Below are 19,602 nucleotides of genomic sequence, written 5' to 3'. Positions count from 1 at the left end.
GCACCGGCAAAGCGCCGGGCGTGCGGTCCCTGACGGCTCGCACTGCGACCCTGAAATCCTTCGGAGGTGCGTATGTCTTTCCGGCAATTTCCCGCAATCGGTGCAGATGGCGAGTCCTACGTCATCATCGAATTCCGCGACGAGCTCGAATCCCGCAACGAGCAGCAAGGCCGCACGCAAGCGCATACGGCGCCACGCTACGAACTGCCCGATGGGCGCCGCCTGCAACGGCAGGGCCAGCGCTTCATCACCGATGGTGGCGAGCTGCGCCTGTCGACGCCCTGAAATAGCACTGGTCATTTTTTGACCAACCCGTCCGCAGCCGTTGCAGTACAATGGCTGCACACAGTTATCCACATGCTTGTGCAGGTTTCATCCACACCCTGTGTGGATGAAACCGGTGCGCGTTGTTCGGCATTGCGCCCAGCGACAATCACCCTCGCGCTTGGGGCCATCGCATGCAGTGTCATGCGGCCAGCACATGATCGGTGCCTGATATCTGCACCCTGCTGCGGCCATCGACAGCGGGCAAGCCCACGGTCGCCCCGCACTGCTGCTACCCGTTGCGGTCGGAACGCTCCAGCACCCGTCCGATGCCGCTGCGGTCGATTTCGCTGGCCGCCTGCGCCAGCGCGGCGCGATCGCTGCCCGGCTCGAACCCGATGCGGAAATGCAGCTCGCCCACCGGCGTGCGCGAGGAGTGGATCGACGACAGGTTCACCCCGTGCTGCTCGAACACATGCAGCAACGCACGCAACGACCCGGGCTGGTCTTCCGGCAGGTACACGCTCAAGGTCAGCGGTTCGGTGAGGTCGGCCAGCAGGTAGCCCACGCGCTCATAGGTGTAGTTGCCGGCCGCGAGCGACTCGCCTTTTAGCGCCTGCGCGTTATCGTCCAGGAACCGGGCGCGAAACTGCGCGCGCGCCGCATCGTCGCCTTGCGCGACCAGGGCGCGCAGCTCCTGCAGTTGCAGCAACAGCCGATCGAGCATCTCGCCGACGTACGGGTTGCCGAACTGGATGTCTTCGTAGATCGCCGGATTGAGCGAGAGGATGCGTGCGATCACCGCGGTATCCAGCTCGAACGAGGCCGAGCGATACGGCATCAGCGCGCGCAACTCGCCGAGCAGCGGCGCGTAGTCGCGCAAGGTGCCGGCCTGCGCCAGATGGGTGGCGTGCACCATTGCCTGCACCAGCGCCATCACGCGGTCGTGGTGCTCGGGCGTGGCGTACACACACTCGGCCTGCAACGCAGTGCACAGCGCCTGTACCCACGTGGACCAGTGCTGCAGGCGCGCCTGGCAGACCACCATCACCCGCCCTTTCAAGGTAGGCGATTTGGGCGGTGCGGTCATCGGATGCAGGCCGACGACCTCGGCCGGCGAGGCCAGCATCGCAGCCACCGGTGCCTGCTTGATCGAGGTGACATCCATCCACAACTGCGACGCGGCACGCGGGCCGGCAAGATCCACATAGCGCTCGATCAAGCCGGCGGTGTGGCGGATCGGCGCAGAAAAAATCAGCACGTCCGCTCGCTGCGCCAATGTGGCTTCGTCGATGTCGCCGTCACCGGCCGGATCGAAGCCGATCACCTCCAGCCGCATGCGCGTGCGCAGAAATTGCGCCAGCCAGCGTCCGTAGGCGCCGGCGATGCCGACGATGCCGACCACCGGCTGCGCCATCATGCCAACCGCTCGACGGCAAAGCGCGGTGCGGTCGCGAGTGCGGCCGGTGCGGCGGCCAGCACATCGAACTCTTCGAAGCCTGCAGCCAGGGTCGCTTCCAGCGCGCTGTGCACGCCGCTGAGCGCGTGCCCCACCGCCTGCTCGAACGGCACCTCGCGCAGCAGCAAACCGATCAGCAAGGCCATCAGCACATCGCCGGTGCCGGCCACATCCACCGGCAGATGCGGCGTGGCCCAGCGATACACTGCCGAGTTGCTCACCGCCAACGTCACCAGTTCGCCGGTCGCACCGGCCACGCTGTGCGCAAGCACCCATTGCGGGCCGCGCGCCAGCAATGCGCGCGCGGCAACGATGGCATCGTCCTGCTGCAGACTCGGCAAACCGGTCAGGCGCCCGAGTTCGAACGCATTCGGCGTCACCAGCCAGGCATGCGGCAACAGCCGCTCGGCGAAGACGCGCTCCAGTCCAGGCTCGACATACGGGCCGGTGTGCGTGTCGCCGATCACCGGGTCCAGGCAATACCGCAGCTGTGGCGCCTGCGGCAGGGTCTGCTCCAGCCAGTCGGCGAATGCCTCGCCATTGGCCAAGCTGCCGAAGTAGCCGGAGACCAGCATGCGCGCACGCTGCGGCAGGCCGCGCTCGGTGGCACCCAGCAACAGGTCGGCCAACCAGTCGGCCGGCAGGATGCGGCCGCGCAAGGTGGCGTAGAACGGCGCGTTGCTCAGCAGCGTGGTGGGCACTTCCGCCACCCGCAGGCCCAGCGCACGCAACGGCGGCACCGCCGCGCTGTTGCCGGCATGGCCATAGACCAGTTGCGATTGCACCGAGATCACATCGATCGGCGAAGGACCATCCGGGCGCTGGCGGCGACCGTGGACGAGGTGACTGTCGGGGGCATTGTTCATCGCCGCATTTTACGCCAGCGCCACCGCGCGCCCAGCGTCGATCGATGCGACCGTCGTCTGCTCGCCGCTGCACACTGCGCCGCCAGGCTGGTCTATGCGCCGGCAGCAGTCGCTATCGCCCTTACCTCTGTGGGCTCCCGCCGCACAAACGTAAATGCCGGCCCCTGGGGCCGGCATTGATAGGGAGAACCTCACTCAGCCGTGCAACTCTGCAAACATTCGGAGCGGGCATCCAAACCCACGAATCCCGAATCGCCACACTGGCGCACTACCCCGGCAGGCCGGGCCACACCGCCCTTACGATTCCCCAATCCCGATTCCCGACTCCCGGCCTCAGGACGTCATCCGATCCCAGAAACCCTTGACGCCGTCGATGAACGTGGCCGACTTGGGCGAATGCTTGCGTGCATCCTCACCGGTGAACGTAGCTTCGAACTGCTGCAGCAACTCGCGCTGGTCGGCGGTCAGGTTCACCGGCGTTTCGACCACCACGCGGCAATACAGATCGCCTTCGGTGCGGCTACGCACCGAGCGCACGCCCTTGCCGCGCAACCGGAACAGCTTGCCGGTCTGGGTTTCGGCTGGAATACGGATCTCCGCCTCACCGCCCAGGGTCGCCACGCGCACGGTATCGCCGAGCGCCGCCTGCGAGATACGGATCGGCACCTCGCAATGCAGGTCGTCACCATCGCGCTGGAAGATCGCATGCTCGCGCACGCGCACTTCCACATACAGATCGCCCGGCGGCGTGCCGGCCGGACCGGCCTCGCCCTCGCCTGCCAGGCGGATGCGGTCGCCGGTATCCACACCGGCAGGCACCTTGATCGACAGCACCTTGTCTTCTTCCACGCGACCGGCGCCGTGGCAGGTCTTGCACGGATTCTGGATCAGCGTACCGCGCCCGTCGCAATGCGGGCAGCTCTGCTGCATGGCGAAGATGCCGCGCTGGATGCGCACCTGGCCGCGTCCGTGGCAGGTCCCGCACACTTCCACCTTGCCGTCTTCCGAACCGCTGCCGTGGCAGGGCTCGCACTCGATCAGGGTCGGGATCTCGATGCGGCGCTCGATACCGGCGACGGCTTCTTCCAGATCCAGTTCCAACACGTAACCGACGTCGGCGCCACGTCGCGCAGCGCGCGGACCGGCGGCGCCACCGCCGAAAATATTGCCGAAGATATCGCCAAAGATATCTCCCATGTCCGGGCCACCCGGCCCACCGCCACCACCGCCCATGCCGTGCTCGAACGCAGCGTGGCCATGCGCATCGTAGGCGCGGCGCTTGTTGCCGTCCGACAACACTTCATAGGCTTCCTTGCACTCCTTGAACATCGCCTCGGCAGCAGCGTCGCCTGGATTGCGGTCCGGGTGGTGCTTCATCGCACAGCGCCGATACGCCTTCTTCAGCTCCTCGTCGCTGGCGCCACGGGCAACGCCCAGCACTTCGTAGTAATCGCGTTTGCTCATAAGCCGGTATTGGGGATTCGTGATTTGAGATTCGTTGAAACGCAAAAGCGGACAGCATGCGCTGGTCCGCCTTGGCGACGCGACGCGTAAAGGATATCGGGATGGGGATCGGCAGCTTTAGCGGCTGCCAATCCCCACTCCCGACTCCCAAATCACGGCTTACTTCTTGTCGTCCTTGACCTCGGTGAACTCGGCGTCCACCACGTCGTCGGCGGCCTTGGAGGCCTGCGCGTTACCGCTGGCCGCATCGGCATTGCCGCCCTGCTCTGCCGCGGCGGCGGCTGCGTACAGCGACTGGCCGGCTTCTTCCAGGGTCTTGCTGCGGGCCTCGATCTGCGCCTTGTCGTCGCTCTTCATGGCGGTTTCCAGATCCGACAGCGCCGCTTCCACCTTGCCGATCACATCGCCACCGACCTTGCTGCCATGCTCGGTGATCGCGGTGCGGGTGGCGTGGATCAGGCCATCGGCCTGGTTACGGGCCTGCACCAGTTCCTGGAACTTCTTGTCTTCCTCGCGGTTGGCTTCCGCGTCGGCGACCATGCGCTGGATCTCTTCGTCCGACAGACCCGAACCGGCCTTGATCTCGACCTTCTGTTCCTTGTTGGTCTTCTTGTCCTTGGCCGACACGTGCAGGATGCCGTTGGCGTCGATGTCGAAGGACACTTCCACCTGCGGCATGCCGCGCGGCGCCGGCTCGATGCCGGACAGGTCGAACTTGGCCAGCGACTTGTTGAAGCGGGCCTGCTCGCGCTCACCCTGCAGCACGTGCACGGTCACGGCCGACTGGTTGTCCTCGGCGGTGGAGAAGGTCTGCGAGGCCTTGGTCGGGATGGTGGTGTTCTTTTCGATGATCTTGGTGAACACGCCGCCCATGGTTTCGATACCCAGCGACAGCGGGGTCACGTCCAGCAGCAGCACGTCCTTGACGTCGCCGGCCAGCACGCCGCCCTGGATCGCGGCGCCCACGGCCACGGCTTCGTCCGGGTTGACATCCTTGCGCGGTTCCTTGCCGAAGAAATCGGCAACCGCCTGCTGCACCTTCGGCATGCGCGTCTGACCGCCGACCAGGATCACTTCGTTGATGTCGCTGGCGCGCAGGCCGGCATCGTTCAACGCGGTGCGGCACGGCTCGATCGACTTCTTGACCAGGTCTTCCACCAGCGCTTCGAGCTTGGCACGGGTCAGCTTGATGTTGAGGTGCTTCGGCCCCGAGGCATCGGCGGTGACGTACGGCAGGTTCACTTCGGTCTGCTGGCTGGTCGACAGCTCGATCTTGGCGCGCTCTGCGGCGTCCTTCAGGCGCTGCAGTGCCAACGGATCCTTGCGCAGATCGATGCCCTGATCCTTGTTGAATTCGTCGACCAGGTACTCGATGACGCGGTTGTCGAAGTCTTCGCCGCCCAGGAAGGTGTCGCCGTTGGTGGCCAGCACTTCGAACTGCTTCTCGCCATCGACTTCGGCGATTTCGATGATCGACACGTCGAAGGTACCGCCGCCCAGGTCGTACACGGCGATCTTGCGGTCGCCGCCGTTCTTGTCCAGGCCATAGGCCAGGGCTGCCGCGGTCGGCTCGTTGATGATGCGCTTGACGTCCAGACCGGCGATGCGGCCGGCGTCCTTGGTGGCCTGACGCTGGCTGTCGTTGAAGTAGGCCGGCACCGTGATCACGGCCTCGGTGACCTTCTCGCCCAGGAAGTCCTCGGCGGTCTTCTTCATCTTTTCCAGCACGCGTGCAGAGATTTCCTGCGGCGCCATGCGCTTGCCATCGCTGGTCTGCACCCAGGCATCGCCGTTGTCGTGGGCAAGAATGCCGTACGGCACGTGCGAGATGTCCTTCTGCACTTCGGCGTCGGTGAACTTGCGGCCGATCAGGCGCTTCACCGCGTAGAAGGTGTTCTTCGGGTTGGTCACCGCCTGGCGCTTGGCCGAGGCACCGACCAGCACTTCGCCATCCTTGGTGTAGGCGACGATCGAAGGCGTGGTGCGGTCGCCCTCGGAATTTTCGATGACGCGGGCCTTGCCGCCGTCCATGATCGACACGCACGAGTTCGTGGTGCCGAGGTCAATACCAATGATCTTGCCCATGGATACGCTCCTGATGATTCTGTAGCTGTGTCCGGCGACGCCGGGTCTGGCTGAGATGTGGGGGTGGTGCGCAGGTGTTCAAGCCACCTGCACGAATCTGCGTTTCGCGCATGCGCCCGGCAGTTCAGCCGGGCGCTGCGGTTCAGTCGTGCTTGGCCACGACCACCAGGGCCGGGCGCAGCAGACGCTCGTTGAGCAGATAGCCTTTCTGGAACACCTGCACCACGTGGCCCGGGGCGATGCCCTCGGCCTCGCCCTGGCTGATTGCCTGGTGCTGGTCCGGGTTGAACGGCTGGCCGACCGGGTCGAGCAGGGTCAGGCCGTTGTCGGCCGCGACCTTGAGCAACTGCTTGTAGGTCATGTCCAGGCCATCGCGCAGCGGGCTGGGCTCGGTGCCGGCGGCGGTCAGGCCGGCGTCTAGGCTGTCGAACACCGGCAGCAGCTCGCCTAGCAACTTCTCGTTGGCGAACTTGCGCGCGTTCTCGACATCGCGGGCGATGCGCTTGCGCTGGTTTTCCAGATCGGCCCGCTCGCGCAGGGCATCGGCCTTGACCAGCGCGATCTCGCTGCGCAGCGACTCGATCTCGGCCTTGAGCGGATCGGTCTCGGGTGGGTTCTGGGACAGGTCTTCGGAGTCGAATTCGGGGTGGTCTTGGTTCATGTGCAGTTCCCGGGCAAGCGGAACGCCCGCCCCAACGTCACCCCGTATGTGGGCGCGCGCGCGCGTTTCAAGCAAAACGATCGTATCGATCGCTGCCGCTTATCGCGTGCCGGGCGGTTCCATCGCCGCGCCCAGCACCTGGGCGGCGGTCTGCACCAGCGGAATCACCCGGTCGTAGGCCATGCGTTTGGGCCCGATCACGCCCAGCACGCCCAGCACCTGGCCATTGGCGGCATACGGCGCGGTGACCAGCGAGACATCGTCCAGCGACACCATGCCGGTCTCTTCGCCGATGAAGATGCGCACGCCCGGCGCCTGGATGGTGCGTTCGAGCAGCTGCAGGATCTCGCGCTTGCTGGCGAAGGCCTCGAACAGCTCGCGCAGCCGGTCCAGGTCGGACAGGTCCTGCACGCCCATCAGGCGGGTCTGCCCGGCCATCACCATATCGTCGGCGTCGGCCGGCACCAGCGCCTCGCTGGCCAGATCCACGCTGTGCGCCAGCAGCTGCTCCATCTCGTTCTTGGCCATGCGCAGCTCGCGCAGCAGCGACGCGCGGATGTCCGACAGCGCGCGCCCGGCAAATTGCGCATTGAGGTAATTGGCCACCCGCTCCAGCTCGGCCGGCTCGTAGGCCCGGCGCGGCTCGATCACCCGGTTCTGCACCTCGTTGTCGGCAAACACCAGGATCGCCAGCACCCGGCGCGCGTCCAGCGCCACGAAGTCGATGTGCCGGAACGCGAACTGCTCGCGCCGCGGCGCGCTGACCACGCCGACGAAATGGCTCATCGCCGACAGCATCTGCGAGGCGCTGCCGAGCAGCGACTGGGTGCCGTTGCCGCTGGCAAGCTCCGCGCGCAGGCGGCGTACTTCTTCCTCGCCGGGCGGCTGCATCTGCACCAGGCTGTCGACGAACACCCGGTAGCCGTGCGCGGTGGGCACCCGCCCGGCGGAGGTATGCGGAGAGCTGAGCAGCCCCACATCCTCCAGATCGGCCAGGATGTTGCGGATAGTGGCCGGGCTGACGTCCAGCCCGGCGTGCTGGGCCAGCGTCTTGGAACCGACCGGCTCGCCATCGCGGATATAGCGGGCAATCAGTGTCCGCAGCAGTTGGCGTGCGCGGGGATCGAGCGTTGGGGACTGTGACGCGCGCATGGGATCATCCGGTGAGACTGGGCATAGATAATGTCTGGCCCTGCGGTTGGCAAGCGTCTTATTCCCTGCCCGCCGCTCCCACCCTAAGCTTCCCCAAAGCGTTCACACTCGATCCCATGCTCAGACACCTCTCCATCAAGGATTTCGCCGTCGTCCGCGCCACCGAACTGGAATTCGGGCCGGGAATGACCGTGGTTTCCGGCGAAACCGGCGCCGGCAAGTCGCTGATGGTGGACGCGCTAGGCTTCCTTTCCGGGCTGCGCGCCGACAGCGGCGTGGTCCGCCACGGTGCCGACCGCGCCGAACTGTCGGCCGAATTTCAGCTGCCGGCCCAGCACCCGGGCCTGACCTGGCTGTCGGACAACGAACTCGACGACGATGCGCAATGCCAGCTGCGCCGGATCATCCGTGCCGATGGCGGCTCGCGTGCCTGGATCAACGGCCGCCCGGTGACCTCGTCGCAACTGGCGGAGCTGGCCTCGCGGCTGGTGGAGATCCACGGCCAGCACGAACACCAGGCCCTGATGGCCCGCCACAGCCAGCTCGCCCTGCTCGACGCCTACGCCCGCAACGGCGCGCAGCGCGAGCAGGTGCGCCAGGCCAGCCAGCGCTGGCAGGCCCTGCTGGACGAGCGCGATGCGCTGTCCGCGCAGGGCGATGTCTCCGACCGCATCGGCTTTCTGGAACACCAGCTCAGCGAACTGGAACGCGAGGACCTGGACCCGGCCGCGATCGCCGCGCTGGACGTCAATCACCGCCGCCAAGCGCACGCCACCGCATTGATCGGCGCCTGCGACAGCGTGGCCCTGCAGCTCAATGGCGACGACGGCGCCTCCGCACTGGGCCTGCTGCAGGACAGCCGCCACGACCTGGCGCGCGTGGCCGAGCACGAGCCACGCCTGGGCGAGGTCGATGCACTGCTGGACAGCGCCGTCATCCAGATCGAGGAGGCGCTGGCCCTGCTCGACCGCGTACGCGACGACCTGGAGGCAGACCCGGCCCAGTTCGAAGCGATGGAGCGCCGGCTCGGCCGCCTGCACGATCTGGCCCGCAAGCACCGTGTCACCCCGGACGAGCTGGCCGCCCAGCGCGACCGCATGAGCCTGGAAGTGGAGAGCCTGCGCGGCGCCGACGAGCGCCTGCAGCAGCTGGACAAGCATATCGAGACGGCGATCGGCGTCTGGCGCAGTGCGGCCAGCAGCCTCAGCGCCAGCCGCACCACCGCTGCCGAGGCCTTGTCGGCCGCCACCACCACGCTGATCGGCGAACTGGGCATGGGCGGCGGGCAGTTCCTGATCCAGCTGCAGCCGCAGGAGGCATTGCGCCCGGACCCCAACGGCGCCGAGCGGGTGGAATTCCTGGTCGCCGCCAATGCAGGGCAGCCGCCGCGCGCACTGCGCAAGGTCGCCTCCGGCGGCGAGCTGTCACGGATTTCACTGGCGATCGAGGTCGCCGCGCTCGGGCTGGACAGCGTGCCGACCATGGTCTTCGACGAAGTGGATTCCGGCATCGGCGGCGCGGTGGCCGACATCGTCGGGCAGAAGCTGCGCGCCCTGGGCGAAGAGCGCCAGGTGCTGTGCGTGACCCACTTGCCACAGGTGGCGGCCAAGGGCCACGCGCACTATCGGGTCAGCAAGGCGCCGGTGGACGGCATGACCCAGAGCGCGGTCGAACTGCTCGGCCCGCAGGCGCGCCAGGAAGAACTGGCGCGCATGCTGGGCGGGGTGGAAGTCAGCAAGGAAGCCCGCGCAGCGGCACGCAAGTTGTTGCAGAGCGCCTGAGCCGCCGGGCGCATGCCGGCCGCCCTCGCGGGGGTGCCCAGCCTGCCGATGGCCGCAAACGCACAAGGCGGCCGAAGCCGCCTTGTCGGTACCGCACTACCACCGGCTTGCCGTCAGCGCGGACGCTTCTTGCGCACGTACAGCACCAGCGAGTGCTCTTCCAGCTCATAGCCATGCTGGGCGGCGATCTGCCGCTGCAAGGCCTCGATCTCTTCGCTCTCGAACTCAATCACGTGGCCGGTGTCCACGTCCACCATATGGTCGTGATGGCCGCCGCGATCCAGCTCATAGACCGCCTGGCCGCCTTCGAAATTGTGCTTCAGCACCAGGCCCGCTGCCTCGAACTGGGTCAGCACCCGGTACACCGTGGCCAGACCGATTTCGTCGCCATGGTCGAGCAGCTGCCGATAGATGTCTTCTGCGCTGAGGTGGTGCTGGTTGCTCTTCTGCTCGAGCAACTCCAGGATCCGCATCCGCGGATGGGTCACCTTGAGCCCGACTTTGCGCAGGTCGTGGGTTTCCATATGTTCTCCGTTCATTGGCGATTTAGCGCCAGCTGCCATCAAACGGGTCGCGGCGACCGGCGGGAGTGTATCATCGGCGTGATTTCCTCAGCACTTAATCCCCGATGCGTAATCTCCTGCTGGTCGCCGCCGTTGCTCTCTCCACCGCTGGCTGCGGCATCATCTACAAGCAGCCGATCTACCAGGGCAATCTGATCAAACAGAATGCCGTGGAGCAACTGCAGGTAGGCCAGAGCAAGCAGCAGGTCAGCGCGTTGCTGGGTACCCCCTCGATCCCCGATCCGTTCCATTCGCAGCGCTGGGACTACACCTCCACCCAGCGCGTGGACCGTCTGGCGCGCACCGAGATCAAGAACTTCACCGTGTTCTTCGAAAACGAGCAGGTCGTTCGCTGGGAAGGTGATTATTTCCCGTCGCAGGACGAGCAGCTGGCCAAGTCGGCACCCAAGCAGTTCGGTCGCAATCTGGCCCGCGACAAGAAGAAGCAGCGCGGCCGTTGATGCGCTCGGTCGCGCACTGCGCGATCGCCTGAGTGTCGCCGCACCAGAAAACGCATCCGTTTGAACGGATGCGTTTTTTATTTGCCTGGTCGCGGCGACGTGTTCGGTCAGGAACTGCAGCGCTGATCTGGATATCGACATCTGCGGCTTTCTGTCAGCCGTCTCGGGGCGACATGCGCCTGTTCAAGCTACCGGCTGCGCTCGCTTGTCCAGATCACTCACAAGAAGAGCTCGCTGTTGCGCACGGCGCGCATGCATCGCAGTGCCGTCCAACAGCTATCCGTTGGGGCCGGCCTTTTTGCTCGGTCCGGCACGGCGACGCCGCGCCTCCTTCGGATCCAGCAGCAGCGGCCTGAGCAATTCGACCCGGTCGCCGTCACGCAGCACCTGATCCGCGCGTGCGATCAGCCCATGGATCGCCTGCGCGGCAGGTGGTCGATCCGGTGCCAGACCGGAGGCGGCAATCGACTCGGCCACGGTGGCGCCCTCGGCCAGCTCCAGCGACACCGAACTGCAGCGGTCCGGCCAGGCCAGCACGACGTCGACCCGCATGCTCAGACGTCGCCGCGATCGGCGACCCGCACGAAATCGTTGACCATGCGGTCGGCCAGGCCCTGAAAGCCCAGCGCCAGCGCCGGGCCCAACAGTCGTGAGCTGGTTTCCACTTCCAGGGTCAGGCTGACCTTGCAGGCGTTCTCGCCCAGCGACTGAAACTCCCACAGGCCTTCCAGGCGCTTGAACGGCCCGTCGCGCAGATGCATGACGATGCGCTGCGGACGTTCGAGCACGTTTTCGGTGGTGAACCAGGTGCGGAACGACCCCAGCCCCAGATCCAGCCGCGCCACGATATGCGACTGGTCCTGTTCAAGCACCTGCGCAGCATCGCACCAGCCGAAACGGCGCGGATAGGCGGCAACATCATTGACCAGATCGAACATGCGGGTGGCGCTGTGTTCGACCAGGGCGCTGCGACGGATGGTAGGCATTCGCTAACTTGTGAAAGACAGAAGATCGTTTGATGACGCCGAATCGGCGACAATGGCGGCATGAGCAAGAAACCAGCCAAGGATAAAGCAAACGGCGCGACGGCCACGAAAACCATCGCGCTGAACAAGCGTGCGCGCCATGAATACCACCTGGAAGAGCGCTACGAAGCCGGCCTGGCCCTGCAGGGCTGGGAGGTCAAGGCGATCCGCGCCGGCCGCGCCAACATCATCGATGGCTACGCCTATGTGCGCTCCGGCGAGATCTTCCTGATCGGCGCGCAGATCACCCCGCTGATCCAAGCCTCCAGCCACACCGTGCCGGTGGAACGCCGCGACCGCAAGCTGCTGCTGCACCGCCGGGAAATCGACAAGGTGCTGAGCAGCGTCGAACGCGACGGCTACACCCTGGTGCCCACCGCGCTGTACTGGAGCAACAACAAGGTCAAGCTGGAAATCGCGCTGGCCAAGGGCAAGCAGAACCACGACAAGCGCGACGCCGCCAAGGACCGTGACTGGCAACGCGACAAGCAGCGCGTGATGCGGCGGCATAACCGGGATGCGTGAGTAGCCGGGATTGGGGATTCGGCATTGGGGATTGGTAACGGCAAAGCCATTCGCAGCCTGCGCTGGGCTGTCTCCAAGCCCTGGTGAGCAACAAGGCGACGCTTAGAGCTCGTGCTTTTGCGAATCCCCAATCCCGACTCCCGAATCACGTCGCTCCAAGCATCCGCATCAAATTCGGCACTCCCCTGCCCTGCACATAGCGATCGCGTTGCAGGTCGGTGCTGGTGTCCAGCATCAGCTGCTTGACCCGATCCGGAAAGCCGATGAACTCGCGGCGGGCGGAGAGGAAGCCGGCCAGCACGCCGGAGACGTGCGGTGCGGCCATGCTGGTGCCGCTCATTTCCACCATCAGGCTGGCCGGATCTTTCGGGTCGAAATCGTAATAGGCCGACAGGATCTTTTCGCCCGGCGCCACGACATCCGGCTTGCCGCGCCCATCGGCGGTCGGTCCGCGCGACGAAAAATACGAAACGCCGTAATTGTGCGGACTGCTCTTGTGCACCGAGCCGACCACGATGGCGTCTTCCAGATTGCCCGGGTCGCTGATCGACATATCCATGTTGGCCGGATACGCATCACCGTCGTTGCGCATCAACCAGGCCAGACCTTCGTTGCCGGCGGCCACCACCACCAGCACGCCTTGCCGCCATAGCCGCCGCAACTCGTTGCACAGCGGCGTAAAACCGCAGCCGTAGCTCTCCGGATCGAAGTAACCGCCCAGGCTCAGATTGACGCCGTGGATGACCAGCTCGCCGGCGCGCTCGTTGATCGCTGCCACCTGCTGCACCGCCTTGATCATCCACGAATCACGGCCGTTGCCAGCATCGTCCAGCACCTTGAACCCGTAAAGCTGGGTGTCCGGCGCCATGCCGGCAAACTCCAGCGGTTTGCCCGGGTTGCCCTGCGCGTCGGGAATCACCGCGCGGCTATGGCCGGCGATGATCCCGGCGATATGCGTGCCGTGCCCGTGCCGATCCAGCCGAGCGAAGGCATCGCCGTCGGCGCGCGTCAATCGCCTGGCTGCACCCCGCCGCGTGCAATCCCATTGCGCCACCACCGTGTCGCGCTCTCCCTTTGCGAAGAAATGCGGATGACTGGCTGCGATACCGGTGTCCAGCACCGCCCAGCCGATCTGTTGCCCGCGCGCGCGATATGCGGTGCGCGCCGCATCGGCATGCAGGACGTTGCCGGACACGTTGATCAACGCGCGCTTGCCGGCATCGCGCCACACGCGCCGGAATCCCAGCGCGCGGTAGCGGTCCTGCAGCGATTCGATCTCGAACCGCGTCAGCCGCGCCGACACAAACCGCTGCAAGCCATCTTCCAGCTCGATCGCCTCGTCCAGCGCATCGCCGCTCAAGCCGGTGCTCGCTGCAGCGGTCTGGCGCAATTGCGCCAACAGCAGCGCACGCGTGGCGGCCGGGTCGTCGCCCAGCAGCCGTCGATCCAGCTCGATCAGCACTTCGTGCCGGTACTCGGCGCCATGCGCTTCCAGCTGCTCGCTGAGATCCTTGATCAGCACGGCGTTGGAGACCGGTTGGTCGAAGCCGACGCCCACCGCTTCGCGCACCGCCGCGCGCACCTGCGGAATCGACAGATAGCCCGAGCCCGAATGCGCGTTGTGCTGCCAGTCCGGATTCAGGCGCGCGCCCGCGAGGTTTTCGAAACGCCCCTTGGCGTTGGCGATCTCGTCGCCGAGATCAGGATCCAGCGCGATCGGGTCGCGCGTATCGGCCACGTTGATCCAGCGCCGTACACACGCGGGAAACGGCAGCTTGCGTGTGCCGGTCCAGCGCTTGAACATGCTGCGCACCTGCGGCAGGCCCAAGGGCGAGCCCAGGGTCAGGAACAGGCTGACCTCGCACTCGGCCGCCTGGAGCTGACGCAACACGTCAAAGGCGATCATCGAGCCCTGGCTGTGCGCCACCACCACAAACGGCCCGCCACCCGAGCGCAACCGCTGCGTCAGGCTCTCGCGCATCAGCGCCGCACGCTCGGGCACGAAGAACAAATCGTGCACGTCTTGCAGCAGCGCGGCGGAGATCAGCCGCAGCAGCACGCGGTTGATCGCATCGATCGGACCTTTGGCCTGCACCTGGCCCACCGCCGGCATTGCGGGCGCCGCATCCAGTTCGTCCAGCAAACGGTGCAGATCGACACGCTCTTGCTCGCTCTGCGCCAAGGCATCGGCGAGCAAATGCAGATCCTGCTCGCCCGGCACCAGCCCAAGCGTGCTCAAGGCGCGCTGCACGCTCTGATTGAGCGCCGGGCCGACATCGCGTGCGTCGCAATTACCGGGTTCGGCAACCGGATAGCGCTCGCGATTGACCCAGTACGCTAGGCGCGTGCGCTCGCCCATCGGCCGCCCGAACAAGGCCTTGTCCCACTGACAGCGCAATACCTCGGCCGGCGGCTTGTTGCCGATGCCATGGATGTAGATCACAGTGCGCGCCTTGCCCTGCACGCGCGTCAGCGCGGTGTCCTGCGCCTGCTGCTGCGCGGCTCTGCCTGCGGGCCGAAGGCTGGGGGCGTCGACGCCCGATGCGCGTTTGCGGGGCGTGCTGCGTGCCTGCCGCGGACCTGGGGGCTTGCCTGTCGCCATCGCTTCGCTCCTTGATTACCAGACTTTTCTGTCCGATAGGACTGAAGCCACTGTAAGCGCTGCACGTCTCACCACTTGTGACAGGACGCTCCGATCCCTACACTGATCAGGTCAGCGTTTTGATGCTTTCCCCGGGGGTGCACTGGTTTCGACGGGGGTCGCGAAGTCGCTTGGCGCATGCCGAGGGGGCAGCTTTCCTCGTTAATCCAGCAGCAAACTTTTAGTTGCCAACGATGACAACTACGGTTCGGACTTCGCTATCGCCGCTTAATTGGCTTTAGTTGTAGTTCTACAGCCGCCTAAGGCGAACCCCCGAACCTACTTGTGCCCGTGCTCGTAGGTGTAGGGTCATTATCACGGAACCATCGGTAGTGGCTGCCTGTCAGCTACCGGTTAGATAAAGCAGGCTGGTTTCCAGGTGCGCTTTGCCAACCGTGCTGCCTGGGAATGAGATCTAACGGAGGGCTAAGCATGTAGTGCTGGGGATGGAGTGCTTCCGGACGGCGGTTCGATTCCGCCCACCTCCACCAAACAACGGTCCTGAGACGACCGACTAAGGCCGGGACTCCTCGATGCAGAGGGCTCCCGGCCTTTTTCATGGGCGATACCCTGTCCTGGAGACGCACGATCGACAGCGACATGGCGCTGACAAAAATGCCGCATCGCGTGTTGCCCAACAGCCCGTGCATCGCAGACGACTGCAGGCTTACCTGCTGAGTCAATTAGTGACGTGGACGGTCTGTTCGGTGCGTTCGGCGGGTGTGGTTGCGACGATGTTGTCCGCGTCATGCGCCGGCGTGGCATCGCCACGCAGTTGATCGAATAGCGCGAGCAGTTCGGTGGCTTCCTGCCGCAGCAGGACCAGGGCACTTTTATTGGGCTCTTGCATGTCGCCTCCGTCGAAGACGCTCCCCAGCGTTCTTCCGGAACGGAAGCAAACGGTATGCCAGCTCATCTGGCACTGAGGTGCGCAGGCTTGGTCGATGCGACCAGATGCACATGCGCCTCAGGCGGATTCGAGCTGCCGTTGCGCTTCGGCGTGCATGGCTTCCAGCGTCACCATGCCGGCGACGCGGGCGGCGGCCATGGCGCTGCGGTGATCGGGAAACGTGGCGGAGAGGGCGCTGCCTGCCAGGTCGCCGGCGCTTGCGGCGCCAATCTGGGCGATCTGCCAGTCGGCAACCCAGCCGCGGCTAGGGCCATCGCCCAGGGCAGCGCGGCAGGTCAATTGATAGCTACCTAGAAAAATGACCAATCTGTTGCCCGGCTCGGTGACGAACGTGAAGGATACCGCCGTGCCGGCGCCGGAGCGACCTCAACCCCTTCACGCAGCTGACTGGCAAGCGAAGTGGAGCACAGGCACGCGACTTGCATCAGCCTCTACCAGACAATCGGTGTCGGGGAACACTGTGTTGACCAAAAAAGCAAAACGCCACGCCGCCGGCGCCTTATTGCTCGGCGGGATGATCTTCGTCCTGATCGGCGTGGGCGGTTATTTCACTACGCAGCGTTCGCTGTCCGACGCCGGCTGGGTGACGCATACGCAGGAAGTGATTGCCAGCATCGACGAGATCCAGGCCGGGATGCTGTCGGCGGAGTCGTCGGTGCGCGGCTATGTCCTGACCGACAACGAGGCGTTTCTCGGGGTGTACGCCGATGCGATCGGGCGGCTGCCCGAGCGCATCGTGCGGCTGGATGCCCTGGTGCAGGACAACCCGGTGCAGCGGCGCAACGTCGTGGCGCTTGGACGCCTGGTGGACATGCGCCTGGTCCAGATCAACGACCTGTTGCACAGCTATCGCAAGCAAGGCCTGGATGGCGCGCGTGCGTCGATCGCACGTGGTGTGTTCCAGACCTCGTCTTCGCTGCGCCGCCAGGTGCAGACCATGACGGAACTGGAGCGCCAGCAACTGGTAAAGCGCAACGACACCAACACGCGCAGCGCGCAGTGGGTGCTGTGGGTCACGGTGGTCGGGATCTTCAGCGGCTTGCTGGTGATGTTGCTGGCCTACCGGTTGCTATCGCGCGAACTGGAACGGCGCGTGCTCGCCGAAGACGCGGCCAGCACGACCAGCGAACGCCTGATCGAATCGTTCGCCACGCTCGAACGAACGTCGGCCGGGCTGGAGGCGCTGGCACGTTACTCGGGCCTGCTGCAGAACTGCCGCAATGCCGAGGAAGCACTGGAAATCACCGCACGCACGATCGCTCCGCTGATCCCGGGCGCAGCCGGCGCGGTCTATCTGTTGCGCGCCTCGCGCGATCGTGCCGAGCAGGTGGTGGCCTGGGGCACGATGGCCGACGACGACAACGCCAGCATCGCCCCGGACACCTGCTGGGCCTTACGCCGCGACCGCACGCATGTGGTGGAAGACGCCAGCCAGGGCATGCTCTGCCAACACATCGGCGCCAATCTTCCGGCGCATGCGAGCACCGCCTGCATCCCGTTATCGGCACAGGGCACGCAATTGGGAATGCTGGCGCTGCGCAGCGAAGACCCGCGCGATCTGGCCTCGCTGACCGTGGCCGAGGCTGCGGCCGAACAACTGTCGCTGGCGTTGCACAACCTGCGCCTGCGCGAAACGTTGCGCCAGCAATCCATTCGCGATCCGTTGACCGGTCTGTACAACCGCCGCTATCTCGAAGAAGCGCTCAATCACGAACTGGCGCGCTGCACGCGGCGGGTACAACCCTTGTCGGTGCTGATGCTGGACGTGGACCACTTCAAGCAGTTCAACGATCTGCACGGCCACAGCGGCGGCGACCGCGCATTGGCGGCAATCGGCGACTTCCTGCTGGCGCAGACGCGCGGCGAAGACATCTGCTGCCGCTACGGCGGCGAGGAGCTGACGATCATCCTGCCGGAGGTCGATCTGGCGACCGCCTGCAGGATGGCAGAGAAGCTGCGTGCCGGCATCGAGTCGCTGCAGGTCATGGCCGATGGCGTCTCGTTGCCGAAGGTCAGCGCCTCGTTCGGTGCGGCCAGCTTTCCCGAACATGCAGGCAATATGGCGCAGTTGCTGCGGCGCGCGGACGAGGCGCTGTACCGCGCCAAGCAGGCCGGACGCAATCAGGTGGTGAGTGCGGGCACCCCGGCTGCAGGCTAAGGCATGCCGTTATCGGCATTGAACCTGCGCCTGCAGGCATACCTTCGTGCCATGCCCTGCAATACAAGCGTTTTAGTGCCCGCGCAGACCAGGATTCAAGCGCAACTGCGCCCATCCGCATCGGTTGGAATCAGGCCAGCGCCGGCCAGCATGCCGTCGATGCGCGTCCGCACATAGGCCGCGTCCTCGGCTGCGGCGCTGCTCAATAGGGCCTGGGCACGCGCCTGAAAATCGAGATAGTCGAAATCCGCGTCTTCATCGGCGGACAGTTGCGGCAGTTCGTCCTGCAGCGCATCCAAGCGCGTGTCGAGTTCTTCGCGTGTGGGCATGGCAGACTCCAACGGCAAAAACGCTACGGTTGCGGCACGGCCGTCAAGGATGTGCGAAGCCCGGCGCGGCAACGCTTCATTTTCCTACCCGTTGCCGCGGCGCGTGCACGCTCAACTTTCGCAAGGCTCCGCCGATAATGATGCCGACTCCTATAGAACCTTCCCTGTGATCCTCCACCTGCGGCGGGATTTCCGCCTCGGCATCGTCAAGATGCTGGGGCCGATCACCGCGCTGTTGCTTTGCCTCTATGCGGTGTACCTGGCCATCACCGGTCAGGCGCTGGCCTGCCTGATCACCGCATTGCTCGGTGTGCTTGCGATATGGCGTGGCTGGAAGATGCGCGATGCTGAACGCACCGGCGGCGGCGGCGTGTGGCTGGCATCCATCAATGTCGGCGGCTGTCTGGTCGCCTGCTGGAGCGGCGGCGACGGTGCCCTGCCCTGGTTGTTTCCGGTGCTGGCCACCAATTACTTCCTGTGCGGCCCGCGACGCGCCGTGCTGCTGAGCTTGCCGTTGCTGGCGGCGCTGTTGCTGTTGCCGGGCCTGATCGTCAGCCCCGGCCAGGGCGTGTCGACGGTCGTGGTGACGCTGGTGACGCTGGCGGTGGGGTATGCGTTTTCGCTGCGCATGCAGGACGACCGCGTGCATCTGGAAGAGCTGGCCTCGCTGGATGCGCTGACCGGTCTGCCCAATCGGCGCATGCTCGAACGTGCGCTCACCCATCAGATCGACCGGCGCCAGCCGCATGAACGGCTCAACAGCCTGATCATCCTGGATCTGGACCATTTCAAGGAGGTCAATGATCTGTACGGGCATGCCGCAGGCGATGCGGCGCTGTCGGATCTGGCCACCATCCTGCGCTTTGAAGTGCGCGAGCCGCATCAGGTGTTCCGCTTCGGCGGCGAAGAATTCGTGGTGCTGTTGCGTGCCGGCTCCCTGCAGGAACTGGAAGCGGCCACCGAACGCCTGCGCAAGGTGATCCGCAACGGGCTGCGTGGCCCGGGTGGGCGGATCACCGTGTCGCTGGGCGCGGCGCGCCACGATGGCGAAACGCATTGGCAGGACTGGTTTTCGCGTGCCGATGCCGCGCTGTATCTGGCCAAGAACGGTGGCCGCGACAGCGTGCGGGTTGCCGACTGAGCGCAGTTCCTCGTGTGATCAGCCGGTCAGCAGGCACGCAGTCCGGTGCCCCAGATCCATGCGCCGTATTGGCGGACGACGCATCGGCGCAGCCGGTTGCCTGCAGGACGACCTGAC

General features: G+C 65.6%; 19 protein-coding genes and 1 other RNA gene. 7 read left to right on the top strand and 13 right to left on the bottom strand.

Annotated features, from left to right (window positions below):
- Positions 1-72: 72 nt before the first annotated feature.
- Positions 73-285, top strand: a complete 213-nt coding sequence (locus tag ABQY64_RS07830) for a hypothetical protein (protein ID WP_039520456.1) — start codon at positions 73-75, stop codon at positions 283-285.
- A gap of 271 nt (positions 286-556) precedes the next feature.
- On the opposite strand, the gene ABQY64_RS07825 is transcribed toward ABQY64_RS07830, so the two are convergent.
- From ABQY64_RS07825 to hrcA, 6 genes are all read right to left on the bottom strand, one after another.
- The gene (locus ABQY64_RS07825; RefSeq protein WP_127158381.1) at positions 557-1,684 is read right to left on the bottom strand and encodes a prephenate dehydrogenase; all 1,128 of its coding nucleotides are present in this window, start codon (positions 1,682-1,684) and stop codon (positions 557-559) included.
- Positions 1,681-2,589 (bottom strand): pyridoxal kinase, encoded by a 909-nt coding sequence (gene pdxY, locus ABQY64_RS07820; protein ID WP_127158380.1) that lies wholly within the window; start codon positions 2,587-2,589, stop codon positions 1,681-1,683. Before pdxY ends, ABQY64_RS07825 begins: the two co-directional genes overlap by 4 nt.
- 333 nt (positions 2,590-2,922) lie before the next feature.
- A complete protein-coding gene (dnaJ, locus tag ABQY64_RS07815) occupies positions 2,923-4,053 on the bottom strand; it encodes a molecular chaperone DnaJ (protein ID WP_039511676.1) in 1,131 nt (376 codons plus the stop codon).
- A gap of 159 nt (positions 4,054-4,212) precedes the next feature.
- On the bottom strand, positions 4,213-6,138 hold the full coding sequence (gene dnaK, locus ABQY64_RS07810; protein WP_016901561.1) for a molecular chaperone DnaK: 1,926 nt from the start codon (positions 6,136-6,138) through the stop codon (positions 4,213-4,215).
- Positions 6,139-6,280: 142 nt separating this feature from the next.
- On the bottom strand, positions 6,281-6,799 hold the full coding sequence (grpE, locus tag ABQY64_RS07805) for a nucleotide exchange factor GrpE (protein ID WP_010366360.1): 519 nt from the start codon (positions 6,797-6,799) through the stop codon (positions 6,281-6,283).
- A gap of 99 nt (positions 6,800-6,898) precedes the next feature.
- The gene (gene hrcA / locus ABQY64_RS07800; protein ID WP_016901562.1) at positions 6,899-7,951 is read right to left on the bottom strand and encodes a heat-inducible transcriptional repressor HrcA; all 1,053 of its coding nucleotides are present in this window, start codon (positions 7,949-7,951) and stop codon (positions 6,899-6,901) included.
- Between the two features lie 116 nt (positions 7,952-8,067).
- On the opposite strand from hrcA, the gene recN reads away from it, so the two are divergent.
- Positions 8,068-9,732 (top strand): DNA repair protein RecN, encoded by a 1,665-nt coding sequence (recN, locus tag ABQY64_RS07795; RefSeq protein ID WP_349779934.1) that lies wholly within the window; start codon positions 8,068-8,070, stop codon positions 9,730-9,732.
- A 113-nt stretch (positions 9,733-9,845) separates the two neighbouring features.
- Here recN and fur read toward each other — a convergent pair whose 3' ends face one another.
- Complete coding sequence (gene fur / locus ABQY64_RS07790) at positions 9,846-10,256, bottom strand: ferric iron uptake transcriptional regulator (RefSeq protein WP_016901564.1); 411 nt, start codon at positions 10,254-10,256, stop codon at positions 9,846-9,848.
- A gap of 104 nt (positions 10,257-10,360) precedes the next feature.
- Between fur and ABQY64_RS07785 the strand changes: the two genes are divergently transcribed.
- Positions 10,361-10,756 (top strand): outer membrane protein assembly factor BamE, encoded by a 396-nt coding sequence (locus tag ABQY64_RS07785; protein WP_039528130.1) that lies wholly within the window; start codon positions 10,361-10,363, stop codon positions 10,754-10,756.
- A gap of 276 nt (positions 10,757-11,032) precedes the next feature.
- Here the strand turns inward: ABQY64_RS07785 and ABQY64_RS07780 are convergent, their stop codons facing one another.
- Entirely contained in the window at positions 11,033-11,308 is a 276-nt protein-coding gene (locus tag ABQY64_RS07780) for an RnfH family protein (RefSeq protein WP_349779933.1), read from the bottom strand.
- Between the two features lie 2 nt (positions 11,309-11,310).
- Entirely contained in the window at positions 11,311-11,742 is a 432-nt protein-coding gene (locus ABQY64_RS07775; protein ID WP_211915040.1) for a type II toxin-antitoxin system RatA family toxin, read from the bottom strand.
- Positions 11,743-11,802: 60 nt separating this feature from the next.
- On the opposite strand from ABQY64_RS07775, the gene smpB reads away from it, so the two are divergent.
- Positions 11,803-12,306, top strand: coding sequence for an SsrA-binding protein SmpB (smpB, locus tag ABQY64_RS07770; RefSeq protein ID WP_006449452.1), 504 nt, complete (start codon positions 11,803-11,805; stop codon positions 12,304-12,306).
- A 145-nt stretch (positions 12,307-12,451) separates the two neighbouring features.
- Here the strand turns inward: smpB and ABQY64_RS07765 are convergent, their stop codons facing one another.
- A complete protein-coding gene (locus ABQY64_RS07765) occupies positions 12,452-14,908 on the bottom strand; it encodes a S8 family serine peptidase (protein WP_349779932.1) in 2,457 nt (818 codons plus the stop codon).
- 133 nt (positions 14,909-15,041) lie between these two features.
- Here ABQY64_RS07765 and ssrA point away from each other — a divergent pair.
- Positions 15,042-15,438, top strand: a transfer-messenger RNA (tmRNA) gene (ssrA, locus tag ABQY64_RS07760).
- A gap of 188 nt (positions 15,439-15,626) precedes the next feature.
- Here the strand turns inward: ssrA and ABQY64_RS07755 are convergent.
- Positions 15,627-15,797, bottom strand: a complete 171-nt coding sequence (locus ABQY64_RS07755) for a hypothetical protein (protein ID WP_181142629.1) — start codon at positions 15,795-15,797, stop codon at positions 15,627-15,629.
- A 117-nt stretch (positions 15,798-15,914) separates the two neighbouring features.
- On the bottom strand, positions 15,915-16,163 hold the full coding sequence (locus ABQY64_RS07750) for a hypothetical protein (RefSeq protein ID WP_104594796.1): 249 nt from the start codon (positions 16,161-16,163) through the stop codon (positions 15,915-15,917).
- 154 nt (positions 16,164-16,317) lie between these two features.
- Between ABQY64_RS07750 and ABQY64_RS07745 the strand changes: the two genes are divergently transcribed.
- On the top strand, positions 16,318-18,015 hold the full coding sequence (locus ABQY64_RS07745; RefSeq protein WP_349779931.1) for a GGDEF domain-containing protein: 1,698 nt from the start codon (positions 16,318-16,320) through the stop codon (positions 18,013-18,015).
- 95 nt (positions 18,016-18,110) lie between these two features.
- Here the strand turns inward: ABQY64_RS07745 and ABQY64_RS07740 are convergent, their stop codons facing one another.
- Positions 18,111-18,416, bottom strand: coding sequence for a hypothetical protein (locus ABQY64_RS07740; RefSeq protein WP_104570547.1), 306 nt, complete (start codon positions 18,414-18,416; stop codon positions 18,111-18,113).
- A gap of 94 nt (positions 18,417-18,510) precedes the next feature.
- On the opposite strand from ABQY64_RS07740, the gene ABQY64_RS07735 reads away from it, so the two are divergent.
- A complete protein-coding gene (locus tag ABQY64_RS07735) occupies positions 18,511-19,485 on the top strand; it encodes a GGDEF domain-containing protein (protein ID WP_166768201.1) in 975 nt (324 codons plus the stop codon).
- Positions 19,486-19,602 lie beyond the last annotated feature (117 nt).

The organism is Xanthomonas sp. WHRI 7065, assembly GCF_040203115.2.
In the GTDB taxonomy this organism is placed as follows: domain Bacteria; phylum Pseudomonadota; class Gammaproteobacteria; order Xanthomonadales; family Xanthomonadaceae; genus Xanthomonas; species Xanthomonas arboricola.
The sequence above is the reverse complement of the archived record's forward strand: the minus strand, read 5'-3'. Positions and strand labels throughout refer to the sequence as shown.